General features: G+C 45.5%; 8 protein-coding genes. 4 read left to right on the forward strand and 4 right to left on the reverse strand.

All coding sequences use genetic code 11. From position 1 onward, the window contains the following. Positions 1–27 precede the first annotated feature (27 nt). The 3 genes from DYADSP32_RS09930 to DYADSP32_RS09940 all read right to left on the reverse strand — a co-directional run bounded on the left by DYADSP32_RS09930 (position 28) and on the right by DYADSP32_RS09940 (position 6,287). Positions 28–1,074: a glycoside hydrolase family 43 protein gene (locus tag DYADSP32_RS09930; RefSeq protein WP_149242880.1), complete on the reverse strand. Its 1,047-nt coding sequence runs from the start codon at positions 1,072–1,074 to the stop codon at positions 28–30. A gap of 151 nt (positions 1,075–1,225) precedes the next feature. Continuing rightward, complete coding sequence (locus DYADSP32_RS09935) at positions 1,226–3,040, reverse strand: RagB/SusD family nutrient uptake outer membrane protein (protein ID WP_149242879.1); 1,815 nt, start codon at positions 3,038–3,040, stop codon at positions 1,226–1,228. 7 nt (positions 3,041–3,047) lie between these two features. Beyond that, on the reverse strand, positions 3,048–6,287 hold the full coding sequence (locus DYADSP32_RS09940) for a SusC/RagA family TonB-linked outer membrane protein (RefSeq protein ID WP_414617668.1): 3,240 nt from the start codon (positions 6,285–6,287) through the stop codon (positions 3,048–3,050). Positions 6,288–6,927: 640 nt separating this feature from the next. On the opposite strand from DYADSP32_RS09940, the gene DYADSP32_RS09945 reads away from it, so the two are divergent. The 4 genes from DYADSP32_RS09945 to DYADSP32_RS09960 all read left to right on the forward strand — a co-directional run bounded on the left by DYADSP32_RS09945 (position 6,928) and on the right by DYADSP32_RS09960 (position 14,332). Beyond that, positions 6,928–11,016, forward strand: a complete 4,089-nt coding sequence (locus DYADSP32_RS09945) for a two-component regulator propeller domain-containing protein (protein ID WP_414617669.1) — start codon at positions 6,928–6,930, stop codon at positions 11,014–11,016. Between the two features lie 275 nt (positions 11,017–11,291). After that, positions 11,292–12,434, forward strand: a complete 1,143-nt coding sequence (locus tag DYADSP32_RS09950; protein WP_149242877.1) for a hypothetical protein — start codon at positions 11,292–11,294, stop codon at positions 12,432–12,434. Between the two features lie 267 nt (positions 12,435–12,701). Then, a complete protein-coding gene (locus DYADSP32_RS09955) occupies positions 12,702–13,775 on the forward strand; it encodes an ATP-binding protein (RefSeq protein WP_149242876.1) in 1,074 nt (357 codons plus the stop codon). Positions 13,776–13,783: 8 nt separating this feature from the next. Continuing rightward, a complete protein-coding gene (locus DYADSP32_RS09960) occupies positions 13,784–14,332 on the forward strand; it encodes a hypothetical protein (protein WP_149242875.1) in 549 nt (182 codons plus the stop codon). Between the two features lie 278 nt (positions 14,333–14,610). On the opposite strand, the gene rclC is transcribed toward DYADSP32_RS09960, so the two are convergent. Further along, positions 14,611–15,177 (reverse strand): reactive chlorine resistance membrane protein RclC, encoded by a 567-nt coding sequence (gene rclC / locus DYADSP32_RS09965; RefSeq protein WP_149242874.1) that lies wholly within the window; start codon positions 15,175–15,177, stop codon positions 14,611–14,613. Positions 15,178–15,219 lie beyond the last annotated feature (42 nt).

A 15,219-nucleotide genomic window follows, 5' to 3' on the forward strand; every position in this document is an offset into this window, starting at 1 on the left:
TACTGACCACCGATAGCTGACAGCTTATCAGGGCGTAATCGTTTTAATGTTCCCGTCGCCGTCTCTGACCAACTCTCTCACCTTCATGTTACGAAGATGGGTTTTTCCGGAAAGTGCGGAATCATGATAGAACAAATACCACTTGCCCTTGAACTCCACAATAGAATGATGTGTGGTCCAGCCTTGAACCGGATTCATGATCACACCTTTGTAAGTAAATGGTCCATAGGGAGAAGCACTTTCGGCATAGCACAGCAGATGCGTGTCGCCCGTGGAATAAGAGAAGTAATACTTCCCGTTATACTTATGCATCCATGCTCCTTCAAAAAAACGTCTGTTGTGATCTCCCGCCAGCAGCGGTTTCCCCTTTTCATCAAGAATCTGAATGTCCCTGACAGGCTCATCAAACGAGCGCATATCGCCACGCATTACCGCTACTTTAGCATGGAGTGCCGGTTCGTTTTCGTGCCCTTTTCCCAAATCGGTCATCAATGTCTTATCATATTGGCCGGTGTGCCAGCGCTGCAGCTGACCACCCCAGATGCCCCCGAAATACATATAGGTTTTACCATCTGTGTCGGCAAATACGGCAGGGTCTATGCTGTAACTGCCTGGAATGGGGTGCTGTTCGGCCTTGAAAGGTCCGGTCGGCGATTTACTCGTAGCCACACCTATACGGAAAGTACCTTCTTTGTCTTTGGCCGGAAAATAAAGAAAATAAGTGCCGTTTTTGAAAGCTGCATCCGGCGCCCACATTTGCTTTTCGGCCCAGGGGACGTCCTTTACATCCAGCGCTACCCCGTGGTCGGTCACTTTGCCTCCGATCTTATCCATGGAATACACATGGTAATCGCGCATCTGAAAATGGCCACCTTCGTCATCCTGCGGCACATCCGCTTCAATATCGTGTGATGGATAAATGTAGATTTTGCCATTAAATACATGTGCCGAAGGATCGGCCGTGTACAGGTCACTGATTAATGGCTTCATCTTTTCCACCGTGGCCTGGCCCCACACCTGGCCTGAAAGCACAATCGACAATGTAGCCAGTATGTAATTTTTAAATTGAAGCATCTTTTTTACTATGATTGGAAATTGTAAAATCAATTTGCTGGGGTCTGCATTTTCGGGACATTACCTGAATTAAATAACCATGAGATGGAGCACTGCAGATACCGGCAGCCTCTCCATCTCTGTGTTTTTTACGCGCTCTTGCAATTGAACACTAGTATCCGGTGTTTTGCGGAAACTTAGGACCTTCCACCACCCTGTCTATCTGTGATTGCGGGATTGGACGTAACATATGAAAATCTTTGATGTAAGGTAAAGCCTCCTTATTCCACTCCTGCACGCGACGTACAAGTGAGCGCGTTCTTACAAGGTCATGCCACCGCTGCCATTCTCCGAAAAATTCGCGGCTCCTTTCGTCCAGAATAAAATCCAGCGTTACGTCAGCCGCCGTAATGCTCATGGCCGTGGCAGCAGCTGTATTCTGAGCCGTGGTATTGGTTTTCCGGAATGCTGCACGCTGCCGCAAAACATTGATCATCGTGGCAGCTTTCGATGCATCGCCGGCTTTGAAATGAGCCTCAGCACCTGTCAGGTAAACATCTGAAAAACGGTACAAAACAGCGGGACGCGTAGAGGGATCGTTAAAATTGGCACCGCGACTAGGATCCATGTATTTTTTCAGTGCCGGAAAGATACCGTTGTTCCAAAGACTTGGCGGCACAACTATACCTTTAAATGGCCTTGACCCTACAAATTGAGGCGCACCCGGCACTTCATAGTCGGGCAGCCAGACGGCCGTGTCAGAACCCGGAACCATCGTATAACCGATCCCTCGTGTATTATTCGCGGTTGTTGGCGTATTCGTTACCGCGGTGTTTGAAATATAAACGGTATAAAACGAATTGGCGTAACGGGAATCGACATCCCGGTTTGTAAAAGCCTGATCCAGAAAATAGTTTTTCCCTGCACGTATACCCGTAGTCTGTTTGTCCGAATTGGGGCGCATACGCACATAAGGGCGACCGTAGTACGAATCGCGGATCATGCCGGATGTTCCGCTGTTGGTGAAAACGCCGGCCGCATTTTTGATCGAGTTAATGCCACTGTTGCTAGGATAATTCCAGTTGGTGAACCATGGGCTCAGGTTTTGTGCCGCACCGCCTCCGGCTGCTCCGCCAACATTGTAGTAGCCATATTTTGGATCCATCACGTGGTCACTGACAAACATCGTCTCTTTCCCGTAGTCGTTTGCAGGAACAAACGCATCCCCATAATCCTGCCATAGATCCAGTCCATAAGCTGCTTTGCTGGCAATAATTTCATCGCAAATTTTGGCAGCCTGCGTAAAATCACTGGCTGTATTGTTCAGCCATCCCCGGGTCAGGTATGCTTTGGCAAGCAGGAATTGAGCCACTGGTTTGGTTGCCGCTTTTCCGAGGAATGGAGCAGTAGGCTGGTTGGGCAAGTCCGCGGCAGCTTCCGTAAGATCATTTATGATCAGCGCATAAACTTCTGCCGCTGGTTGGCGCGAAGCAGCCTGCGAGGGTACAGTAATGAATTCCGTATGGAGCGGCACATCGCCCCAGGTCTGCACCAGATAGAAATACCAGAATGCCCTCAAAAATTTGGCCTGCGCCAGATATTGCTTCCGCGTCGCCTCGTTCAGGTCAATGGTCTGACCATACTGAAGCACGCCGTTCAAGGTGTTGATATCCTGAAAAGCAACACCCCAGGCAGACCCAAAGTTACTGCTGTTCAAACCATTGTAAGTATAAGCATTACCCGTACCGGCATTGACACCCTGAATGAATTCATCGGTTCCGGCCTGCATTTCGACCGTAAACCCTTCGGTACCCCACTGGCCCCGAATATCGTTATAGACCCCTGCTATCCCTCCGAGCACGCCTGAAGGACTGTTAAAATAAGAAGGAACAATTTGGGACTGCGGATGCTCTTCGAGCACTTTTTCACAACCTGAGCTGAGTGAAACAATCAGCGCGGCAGTAATCAGAGTTTTTATGGATTTCATAATCGGATTAGAATTTAAGGTTAACGCCCACAGTGAATTGTCTTACCGGAGGATTATTAAGATTTACCGAAATCTGACGCTCCGGCGTCCCACGGTCGCTGGAAGCATCCGGGTTAAGCGTCGACTGACCACTTGCATAGCTGTTTCCTTCCGGGTCGATTGCCAGTTTGTCTTTTACCAAAGGCGAATAGATGATGAATGGATTGGTCAGGTTTACGTAGATCCTGGCCGATGTTGCACCAATCTTTCTGAAAACATTACTTTGGAAAGTGTATCCGAGGTTAATGCTTCTGCATTTGATAAACGAACCGTCGTAATAGCCAAGCGTAGAACCAAAGTTAGCCACAGCGCCGCTGGCATCGGGAGCAGGAAATGCGTTGGTAGGATTTGTTTCTGTCCAGTAATCCGTTTTTACCTGATTCACCCGGCTTTGGTTAAAGAAGGCAAATCCACCTGATCCTGTTGAGTTACCTGTAAGATAGGGCACAATTACTTTCATCCCCATACGGGCATAAGTAACAACGGAAGCATCAAAATTCCTGAAACTGAAACGGGTCGTAAGGCCTCCCTCCCATTTGGGCTGGAAATTACCCAGAAGCTGCCGGTCCTTGGCGTCAATTTTTCCATCACCGTTCAGGTCTTCCACGCGGATCTGTCCGGGGTGTTGTACAGGAGATGTCTGCTTGGCCAAGGTACCGTTTTCCTTGTCGGCAGTCTGCCAGATACCCAATTTTTTATAATCATAAATAACTGAAAGCGGCTGCCCTACAAACCATCCCGCACCAATGTTCGACTGTTCTTCCGGCGTTGTCAACTGCGTGATTTTCTCACGGTTGAAAAAGTAAGTCGCGTCTACACTCCAGTTAAATCCTTTTGGTTTTCTGACGATCTCAAAGGTTGTCGTTACTTCCACACCTTTACCTTCCGTTTTACCAAGGTTTTTCAAAGTAGAACTGGCACCGTTACTCGCAGGAAGCGGAACCGACAGCAAAATGTTCTTGGTTTTTTGGTGATACCAGTCCACCGAACCTGTAATGCGGTTATTTAGTATACCAAAATCGATACCAATATCCAGCTGAGAAGTCGATTGCCAGGTCAGGTCATTGGCAGGAAGGCTGGTCACGGTATAAGCCAGCTGCTGTCCGGCAGTTCCTGTTCCGAAATTGTAATACCCGGCTGATAATGCGCCAAGCGTTGAATAGGCACCCACATTCCGGTTTCCTGATATACCCCATCCGCCACGCAATTTAAGATTGGAAACGAAAGGTGCTGATTTCATAAAAGTTTCCTCCACCACATTCCATCCTAAGCCAATAGCGGGATAATTAAAATACTGATTGCCAGGAGATAATGTAGAAGAACCATCCCTACGAAGGGTCATGGTCAGCAGATACTTGTCGGCATAGCTGTAATTTAAGCGGCCCATATAGGATAACAATCCTGTTTCGGAAAACGAGTTACCAAAATCCGAACTGGCGACAGGCTGCCCCGAGGCAAGCGAAAAGTTGGACGTTTTGATATAATCCGCAGGCACACCTGTCACCGTAAAGCGGCTGCCGAGGGAGTGGTTTTTGGTGTACTCATAAAGTGCGGTAAAGCCCAGTTTATGCTTGCCAGCAAATGTTTTGTCGAAGTAAAGCAAATGCTGCAGGTTTACATCCCAATATTCTGTATTACTGATCTCGGCATTGGATGATGCCTGCGTTGTAGCAGAATTGAAATACGTCAGCGGGCCATTGTAGCCATTGTAGTTCGACTGGCTGAAATTCAGACCCGCGTTGAATCGGTATTTCAATCCCGGTAGAATATTGACCTCAGCATAAAGACTATTGAATGTCCGCAGTGCGCGTGTCCGTCCCATGTAGGAGTCTTTTTTGGTCAAAATCGTAAGCGGACTTACGCCGGCTGCATCAATAGAACCTTCTGAGGGGAATGTATTGACGGTACCATCAGCATTGTAAGGCGATGCCAGAGGAGTCAGGCGCACAAGACCGCCAGGAATCCCGCCACCGCCAGGTGTGTTTTGGTAAGTCAGCGTATTTAAAGTATTAAGCCCGATTTTTACATGTTTGCCAATCTTCTGGTCAATCGTCGCGCGGATATTGAAACGCTGGAAATTCTGGCTCGGAATGATCCCTGTTTCATTGAAATAACCCAACCCTATGGAATACTGCGTTGTCTCACTACCACCCTGTACGCCTAATTGGTGATTAGACATAAAACCTTGCTTGTAAATCAGATCCTGCCAGTCGGTTGATATGCCCTTATCAAGTGCTTCCTGCTCTTTTTGAGTTAAAACATAACCGGATGTTCCCGGGCTGGTGCGGTTGTATTTGGCCGCATCTGCTTTGAACTGGGCATATTCCTGGCCATTCATCACATTGAATTTACCCATGATGTTGGTCACACCATGATAGCCGTCATAACTGAGAACCGGTTTCCCTATTTTACCTCTTTTGGTCGTTACCAAAATTACGCCTCCCGAGCCGCGAGAACCATAAATCGCGGTCGCAGAAGCATCTTTCAATACTTCCAGGCTAAGGATATCGTCCGGATTGATGTCATTCAATCCTCCGAAAGGTATGCCGTCCACCACGACCAGCGGGCCATCCAGACCATCGCTGGATCCTGAATTGGTGGTCAGTGTCCGGTTTCCCCGGATCCGTATCTGCCCCTGCGAGCCAGGCGTTGAACCATTACTCACGATTGAAACCCCGGCAGCACGCCCTTTCAGCTGACTGATCAGGTTGGGTGCAGGAACTTCTTTTAATGTGCTTTCGCTTACTGATACCACTGAGCCAGTCACGTCTCTTTTCCGTTGGGTTCCATAACCCACCACAACCACCTCTTCCAGTGTTTTATTGTCCACTTCAAGCGTCACGTTAATGCTTTTTTGCGAACCTATTGTCACTTCTTTCGATGTGTACCCCACCAGGGAGAATACCAGAATAGCATCGCCATCCTGAATGTTCAGCTTGTAATTCCCATTCTGATCGGCACTGGTTCCGCGTACAGTGGATTTGACGAGCACATTTACGCCCGGAAGCCCCAGGCCGTCTGCATCGGTTACCTTGCCTGTAATTTCGGTATCAGCCATGGAAGCCATCCTTCGTTCTACATTCCGTTCGACCAAATAAGTAGAACCGGGAAGTGGCCTGGCCGTAGCGCCACCCAGCAATAATATTGGAAGTGCGGAGATTCCCGCGATCCTTGCCAACATGTTACGGTTTAATAAACTGTCATGCATATCATGTACGATTTAATGATTAAAAATAGGTAAAGCGCGCCTCCGATTCGGTGGGCGTTGGTGACACTACCGGAAGACTTGCAGCCTGACGGTGTTTTACAGGAAGTATAGTTTCAGGTCATAGAATTAGTCAGGATTAAATGGTTCTGTTTTAGTGATCAAATAGCGTTGCGGTCGTAATCAAAAGCTTGCAGTGGAATTAATTGGTGTCATTTTGACATTATTAAAATCAGGCATAATTTCTTCTTATGTTGATACTAAAATCCTGTTCTCTGCACAGCAATACATTTACTGCGCTGCTTGCAAATCCTGGATTTGGGTATCAGCCAGGTGCATGATTTTTTCCAGATATTATTTGATTTATTGTCGACAAAAGTAACGAACCTCACCGCTCAGGTGTGAGCATATTTGTTCATTTTACCGATACAATTGTTCAAATGAGTCTAAAAAATGCCCGATTCGGAGACAAACTTGCATTTTTAGAATTATTTTTTCGATTTTGGATCAAAATGCGCCGGCTTACTACTTGCGGAGAGTATAACCCCGGCCATCTGAGATTTAGTAATCTGGAACGGACATTGTCAAATCCTGTTATCATCAAAAGGGGAAGCTTATTTATTCCACCACATCCATGCGATCCATGTATCTTTTCATCTGCCGGTTTGCTGCACTCCTTGTCCTGATCAACGCATGGGCGGGGGCCGTATGGGCACAGCGTCCGGAGCCGAAGTTCACCTCGCTAACCTCCATGGACGGCCTGTCATCCAACACCGTAACGGCCATCCTGAAAGATCATCTGGGCCTCGTGTGGATTGCCACAGATGATGGCCTCAACCGGTTTGACGGAACCGATGTGCAGGTTTACCGGCACAACAAGAAGGACCCGACCTCTCTCAAATCAAGTGATGTTTCCAGCTTGCATCAGGACGCGGCGGGCCGCATTTGGGTGGGTACCATTGAAGGAGGCCTTCACCTCTATGACCGGAAAAAAGATTCGTTCATAAGTATACCTTCTCCGCACAGTGTGACGAGTATCGGGAGCGATGCCTCCGGTAAGCTCTGGGTGGGTACGACCAGTGGGCTCATCAACGTGGACCCGATCAGCCGTGAAATCAGTACCTTTTCTTCGAAACCGAATATTCCTGACGAGATATCCAAAGGAATGATTCTCAGCATTGCCATTGACCGGAAACAAAGAGTATGGATCGGATCCAAAAATGGCTTATTCCGCATTGACCCGTCGCACAAGGAGGATGAGCATGTCAATTATCTGCTGTCTCTGCCCGAGGAAGCCGGTCCACGGACTGTAAAGTCCATTGTGGAGGACCGCCAGGGAAACGTCTGGGTGGGTACATACAATGGTGTACATAAGCTTCATCCGAACGGGCAAATTTTACAGAGTTACAGATATGAACCCGGCAATAATAATTCGCTGAGCTCCAATATGGTCTTTGCGATCGCATGGGAGAAGGATCACCACCTCTGGATAGGCACCGACGCCGGGCTAAACGTGATGGATACCCGCAACGGAAACATTAAACGGTACGTCCCCGATGCAAGGACCCAATTCAGTCTCAGTAACAAATCGGTCCGGAGCGTGCTGATCGATAATGAAGGCATCTGCTGGCTGGGTACCTACAAGGGCGGGGTAAACAAGTATGATAAAAACCTGGCCATTTTCGGGCTAAAGAGAGCCGACGTCAATGACCCTTATGGGTTGAGCGCACCCTTTGTAACCTCTTTTGCCCAAACCGGATCCGGCGATCTCTTTGTCGGTACAGATGGAGGCGGGCTCAACTTGTACAACAGGAACACGAATCTTTTCAAAAAATTCCCAATCAATCCGCCCAACAAGAAGGCCGCTTCAGGCCTGGCCATCCTGACACTCGAACTGGTTTCTGACCAGGAACTCTGGATAGGGACTTTTCAGGATGGCCTGTTCCGGTTCAATCCGGGTACAGGGACCTACACCCAGTATACCCGTGGTAAAGACTCGACCAGCCTGAGTAACAACGAAATATTTTGTATTAAGAAAGACAAAGACGGCAAATTATGGCTAGGAACCAATGGCGGCGGGGTCAATCAGTTTGATCCGGTCACCAAGCGCTTCACAAGGTATTTCGACCCGGCCACACCCATTGCCAAACGCATTATCCCTGTCAACGGATACATCAGAGACATTTTGCAGGACCGGCACGGACAACTCTGGATTGCCTCACACGGGACCGGCATTGCCCTTTTTGACCCCGTCCGGAAAAAATCTATCCTGCTCGACAAACAGAGCAGCAATCTGCCGGGAAACATTGTTTTTTCTTTACTGGAAGATAAAAAGGGAAATATCTGGGTGGGCACTGCCGGGGAAGGATTGGCGCTGTACGATCCCCGATCCAGAAAATTCATTGCTTATGGAGAAAAGGAAGGCTTGGCAAGCAATGTAGTGAATAAGGTTCTCGAAGATGCGCAGGGGCGGATCTGGGTAAGTACCAATCAGGGTATAAGTTCCTTTGATTTGCAGCACAAAAAATTCACCAACTACACTTCTTACAACGGCATTCAGGACCGGACATTTGTGCTAGGTGCGGGTCTTGTGGCTGCCGATCAAACACTTTTCTTTGGAGGCATTGCGGGATTCAATTATATAGATACACGCAGTCTGCCCAAAGTCAAGGACATTCCACCGATTATTCTAAAAGACCTCCGGATTGGTAACCGCAGCATCACGCCTGCCGATTCCAACTTCATCGACGCGGCTATATCCGTAGCCAAAACAATCAGCCTCGATTACAAACAAAATTTCTCCCTGGGCTATGCTGCCCTTGATTATACCAATCCCAAACAGGTACAGTACCGGCACAGGCTGCTGGGCATGCAGTCGGAATGGAACGAAACCGGCCTTACCAACCTCGCCAGTTATACCAACCTGAGTCCGGGCAAATATGTTTTTGAGGTGCAGGCCAGCAGAGATGGACTCAACTGGAGTCCCAGAACCACTTCCGTTGCCGTTATCGTGAAGCCGCCCTTTTATCTGACCATTTATGCCTACATATTCTATTTTCTGACGCCATTTGCCATCGTGTTTTTCATGAGACGCCGCGGCATACAAAAGCTGCAGAGGCAGTTTCGGGAGCAGCAGCAACGAGCAGAAGTGGAGCAGGCTCAGGAACTCGACCGGTTGAAAATCAAGTTCCTGACCAATCTCAGCCACGAGTTCCGCACGCCCATCTCCCTCATTCTGGCCCCGGTGGACAACCTCCTGGCCAAAACCCAGACCACCGAGCTTCACCCGCCTGTAGTAGCCATCAAGCGAAATGCTAAAAGATTGCTCAACCTGGTGGATCAGCTACTGGACTTCAAAAACATGCAGCAGCAGGAACATACGCTCGACCTGATGCGTAAGGATGTGATTCTGTACATCCGGGATACCTGCGCCCAGTTTAGCGACCTGTCCATCCGAAAAGGCATTCAATTTAAAATAGAAAGCACGCTGCGCCAACTTGCAATGGATTTTGATGCCAATAAACTTGAACGGATCCTGTTCAATTTACTATCCAATGCTTTCAAATTTACGCCCAAAGGCGGTGAAGTGAAATTGAATATTTCGGCACACACCGACCCTGACGGCAAACACTGGCTAAGGATCGACGTGGCCGATACCGGATCGGGCATTCCTGAAGATAAACATGACAAGATCTTCGATCGGTTTTATCAAAATGAAACCAACCAGGCGGTTCTCAACCAGGGCAGCGGGATCGGGCTTTCCATTGTCCGTGAATTTGTGCAACTGCACCAGGGAACGATCAGGGTTGAAAGCGAGCCGGGCGCAGGCAGTACATTTGTGGTATTGCTTCCACTGGCAGCCGACTGCTTTCCCGTGGCGGACGAGCCTGTATCCGAACCAGCCAGAACAGAAGCAACCCTTGCCCGGCCCGACAGGACGCCTACCGACGAGCCATCGACGGTGCTGATCATCGAAGACAATGAAGAATTCAGGCAGTACCTGAAGGAGAGCCTGATGCCCTACTACCATGTGATCGAAGCAAGTAACGGCAAGGAAGGCTGGCAAAAGACCCTCAGCCACCATCCCGAACTGATCGTGAGTGACATTGCCATGCCCGAAATGGATGGCATCGCGCTGAGCCAGAAAATCAAGTCGGACAAAAGGACAAAACACATTCCCATCATACTGCTTACAGCCTCCACCGGTGAGCAGCAGCAGCTCGAAGGGCTCAACTCCGGGGCAAATGACTACCTTACCAAACCGTTCAATTTCGATATCCTCAATGCCAAGATCAACAACCTGATCTTGTTAAACAGGCTTCTGAAGGGGGTCTATTCCCGGTACATCAAAGTGGCGGGACAGGCCCCGCAAATAGAATCCAGCCAGGAAAAACTGCTCAAAGACATGTTGTCCTACGTGGAAGACAACCTGCACACCACCCAGCTGAGCGTCGAAAACCTCAGCAAACACGTAGGCATGAGCCGTGGCTCCCTGTACAGTAAAGTACTGGAAATGAGCGGACAAACCCCTATTGAATTTATCCGATCCATCAAACTAGAAAAGGCAGCCGTCTTACTGGAAAACAGTGATTTGAGCATCTCACAAATCTCCTACATGACCGGCTTCACGGCGCCCAATTACTTCGCCAAATCGTTCAAAGCCAAATTCAACATGCTGCCAACGGAGTACAAGTCCAATGTACGGAAACAACAGCCAGCACAGAAAGTGTAAATGCACCCGTGACCATCAGATAGGGAGGAGCCGTTATGCGGAAGGCCATCCTTACATTCCGGAAGATCCGAAAGTATGCGTATTTTGTATTGTTCAAATAAAATTTAACTCAAAAATCAATTCCTTACTCATTGACAGAAAGATAGTTATCTGCACTCAAACACTAAATTTTGAATATCAGTCACAAATCCGTATTCTTGTAGAAACCATGTGGGCATTGCTTCTATTACATAAGTTAGTGGCAAGCAAAAACAGACACACCCTAAGAGTAAGAAATGAAAGTAGCATATCATTTTAAATGCGGAGACATTGAAGGAAGGTACGATAGTGTCTTTTACGAACTCATTTTCAATAACCTTCTGAGGTTGAAAGAACCTTTCATTTCTTCTAAAATTCTCATTGGAGACCTTTTAATTTATGACTACTTACGACAAGGCAATAATCCAAGTGATTTCTTAAATTACTTATTTCAAGTTAAAGGTGATATTTGGAGACGCATTGTCACAGACAAAGTAAAATATTTTATTGAGGACACTGCATTTGTAATTTGCTTTGAAACAATACCAAAAGAACTTGCCAATAAATTAAATGACTCATTAGCAAATGAAGAACGATATTTAGGTGCCTTGGAAATAGACAATTCTCTTGAACTGCATTGGTGGTTATATGGCGAATGTATTGGACCAAAATTTAGATTACTCAATAAAGAAATTAATATTCTTATTGACAACAATGAACCTGAAAGTTTGGAATATGTAGAAGATATAAAACAGCGTTTAAAAGGTATTCAATTTGACAATATTAATACCGAATTTTCAAATTACCGCCATAGCGTTTTTGACGATAAACATAATTATGAACATGCAAAAAGAGCTACCGAATGGAAACAAGGAATGGATTCTATTTTCACAACGATTACGGATGAAATAATTGGAAAGCTAACAGACACAGCACCAGATTTGACAGACAAACTGTGGTCTATCAATCAAACTTTTATAAATGCTCAAACAGGAGAACAATATGCTCAAGCAATGACTTCTTGCAGAAGAGTTTTTGAATATATTACAGACTGCTTGTTTCCTGCCACAAACGAAATAATCGAAGGGCATTCATTAAAAAAAGACAAGTACAAAAACAGGCTTTTAGAATTTGCCAAACGAGAATTTAAAAGTGAAACAAATATTGACCTAATTGTTACCAATACTTCATCACTATTTGACGAATGGAATAAACTTTATGAGCTATCAAACAAAGGAGTTCATAGCGACCCACATAGACAAGAATGCAGGCGTTGTATTATTAGGACAATTTTATTGTTAGACGATTTAATTGCTATAAAAAGGACACCTTTTGAAGTTAATGTGAAAGGTGAAAAATTTATTAGCGACTTTATGGAAAGACACAATGCCAGCCGCTAACATTGGGTTTTCCGCTATGCTGGCTGACGAAAAAATCCTCATCTTTTTGTTCGCTATCAGCTTTTGTTCCAGCTTGACGTTTTTCAATTTAGCTTTTAGTTGTTATCTTCAACTTTGGCATTTCTATTGGGCTTCAGTTCCGGGCTGGACGAACATAAATTCTAGCACAGCAGCAAGCCCTGAAAGTTGGTGGCAAGTGTAAAAAGACAGTGCAACACGACTACGTGTAGTAAAATAAACTAAATTTGAAATCTGAAATAAAAGAAAATGATAAGCTCAATAACAATAAAGAATTTTATGGCTCATTCAGAATTGAGCTTAAAAGACATTCCTTCTATCAATGTGATAATTGGAAAGAATGACACAGGTAAGACAGGATTGCTCAAACTTTTATATGCAACTGTTAAATCATTAGAAGTATACAGTCTTAAATCGAAACAATCAGATGTAGTGTTTAAGAAAGAACTTTCAGACAAACTTCATGACACATTTATGCCACGTAAAAATGGACTTGGCGACTTGGTTCAAAAGGGCAGTAAAGAAAAACTTGATGTAAATATTACAATAGTTGGAAACAATGGAAAATATAAGCAGCCTATTTACTTCTCATTTGGAGACAGGACAGAGAAATCTATTACTACTTGCATTGAGCACGTAGAACCATTGACAAATAGTTCAATCAATGCATTATTTGTTCCAGCGAAGGAAGTTTTAACCGCTTTTACTGACATAAGAAATATTAGAGAGAATTTTTATGGTGTCGGATTTGATGACACATACTTAGACTTAATCAAGGCTCTTAGCTTGGAAACGACAAAAGGGCGTGTTGCAACTGAACTTAGCCAAGTAAATAAGTCACTTGAAGACTTATTTGAAGGAAAAATAGAACAAACAGGGCAAAAGGACCAACCATTCGTTTTTAAGAAAGGCAATCAACAGTTTGCAATGCAACAGACAGCAGAAGGGATTAAAAAAATAGGAATTTTGACGACTCTAATAACGAATCGTCAATTAGGTAAAGGAACAATTCTATTTATGGACGAGCCTGAAACTGCATTACACCCAGATGCAGTTAGACAAATGGTTGAAATGTTAGTTGCAATGAGTAAGGCGGGTGTTCAAATTTTTCTAGCCTCACATAGCTATTTTGTAATAAAACAGCTTGCTAACTGTGCAAAAAGAGACGATTTAAATGTTTGCTGTTGGAACTTAAAAAGAGAAATAGGAAAACCTGTAAGTAACTCTTTTCACGACTTAATTGATGGAGTTTTACCTTCCAATTCAATTATTGATGAAGCTCTTAAAATGTATGATGAAGAAATTAATATTGACCTAAAATAGTTTTTGAAATGCCCATTACAGAAAGTTCAATAACATTAAATTTCCCCGACAACAACTACTTTAGGTTATGTGATTGTGATGGCTACAAAGCTATTCAAAATAATTTCGCTGAAATGGATGTTTGTTGGTATGACCTAACAAGCGATACACTCTATATCATTGAATTGAAAAATTGGGCTAATAATACTCTTGCCGAAGAAAGTGACGCGAATTATACACCTGACGAGATTCAAAAAATGAAAGCAGGAATTTCAAATTATAGAATCGGAAATCTTCTAAAAAAGTCTGTTGACACGACTTGTATGTTTATGTCAATTTTACTCGGTAAGGTAAACGGCATTAAGATTCAACAATGTTCGCCTTTTACGATTTCAAATAACTCTACAATCAAGTTATTATCAATTATTAATTGGACAGACATTGATAGCACATACATTTCAAATATAAACACCCAATATAAATCAAAATTTAATTCATACGCAAAGTTGTTTGACATAAAAACATTTTTGGTTTTACCTAAGGACAAGGCGACTCAATTATTCACTTGGATAAGCTAAGAACAATAAAAACACCAGCCACCAACAGCCGTTTGCCACAATGGAGGCCGACGTGGTTAAATCAATTGTAGTGCTTCTATCAACATTTGTGCTTGGTTGACAGTGAAGTGCTCCGAAATCCCCCACTGGGGCAAGCACCAAACCGCTTCCCGTCAGACTACCATTCCAAACCAACACCATAAAAACAGACAAAAAGTGTAAACTACGACAAGCCTGGCAATGAAACCGATATCATGTGAAAACATGCATGCCCGTGGAGAACTTACCCAGGCTCAATGTTACTTGCCCGGATCGGCAAGCAGAAGGCTTCTTGCATTGTCCGCTGCGACTACGAGTCCGCCAGCCATCATGATGATGTCCTTGATCACCAGGCGGCCCGCCGCGGACAGGTAGGGAAACCCATGGTGTGGCCCGCCGATATCCGGCACAAAAGTCTCAGGCGTGGTGATCAGGAAGGAAAGCATTACCACCGACATCCCAAACGTGAGCAGACCGCCCCACATACCGAGCCTGGGAGCCCAGATTCCCGCCAATGTGAGCAAACCAATCAATACAATAGCGGCACCCAGTCCGTAGGCGAAAACATAGGTGCCGTTGCTTTCATGCCAGGAGATGTTATCCGGAACCACCTCCCCTTCTTTATTTTTATGGGCCGCATATTCATCGGGATGGTTATAGAAAAAAGACATAAGCGGGCTATTCGCCACGAAAGGCACAATACCGTCAGCTTCATATTGAAAAACCTTCAGGCCACCGATCCAGGCCATGACAATGAATATGCTGATCCGCAGAAAGTTGGCAAAAAGGGCTTGGCTTTGCGCCAGGGACTTGATGAGGGTATTCATAGTTTGAGTAGTGCTGGTAATGGTACTGATTTAATTGAGCTT

Origin of the sequence: Dyadobacter sp. 32 (assembly GCF_902506755.1) — a bacterium.
Taxonomy (GTDB): domain Bacteria; phylum Bacteroidota; class Bacteroidia; order Cytophagales; family Spirosomataceae; genus Dyadobacter.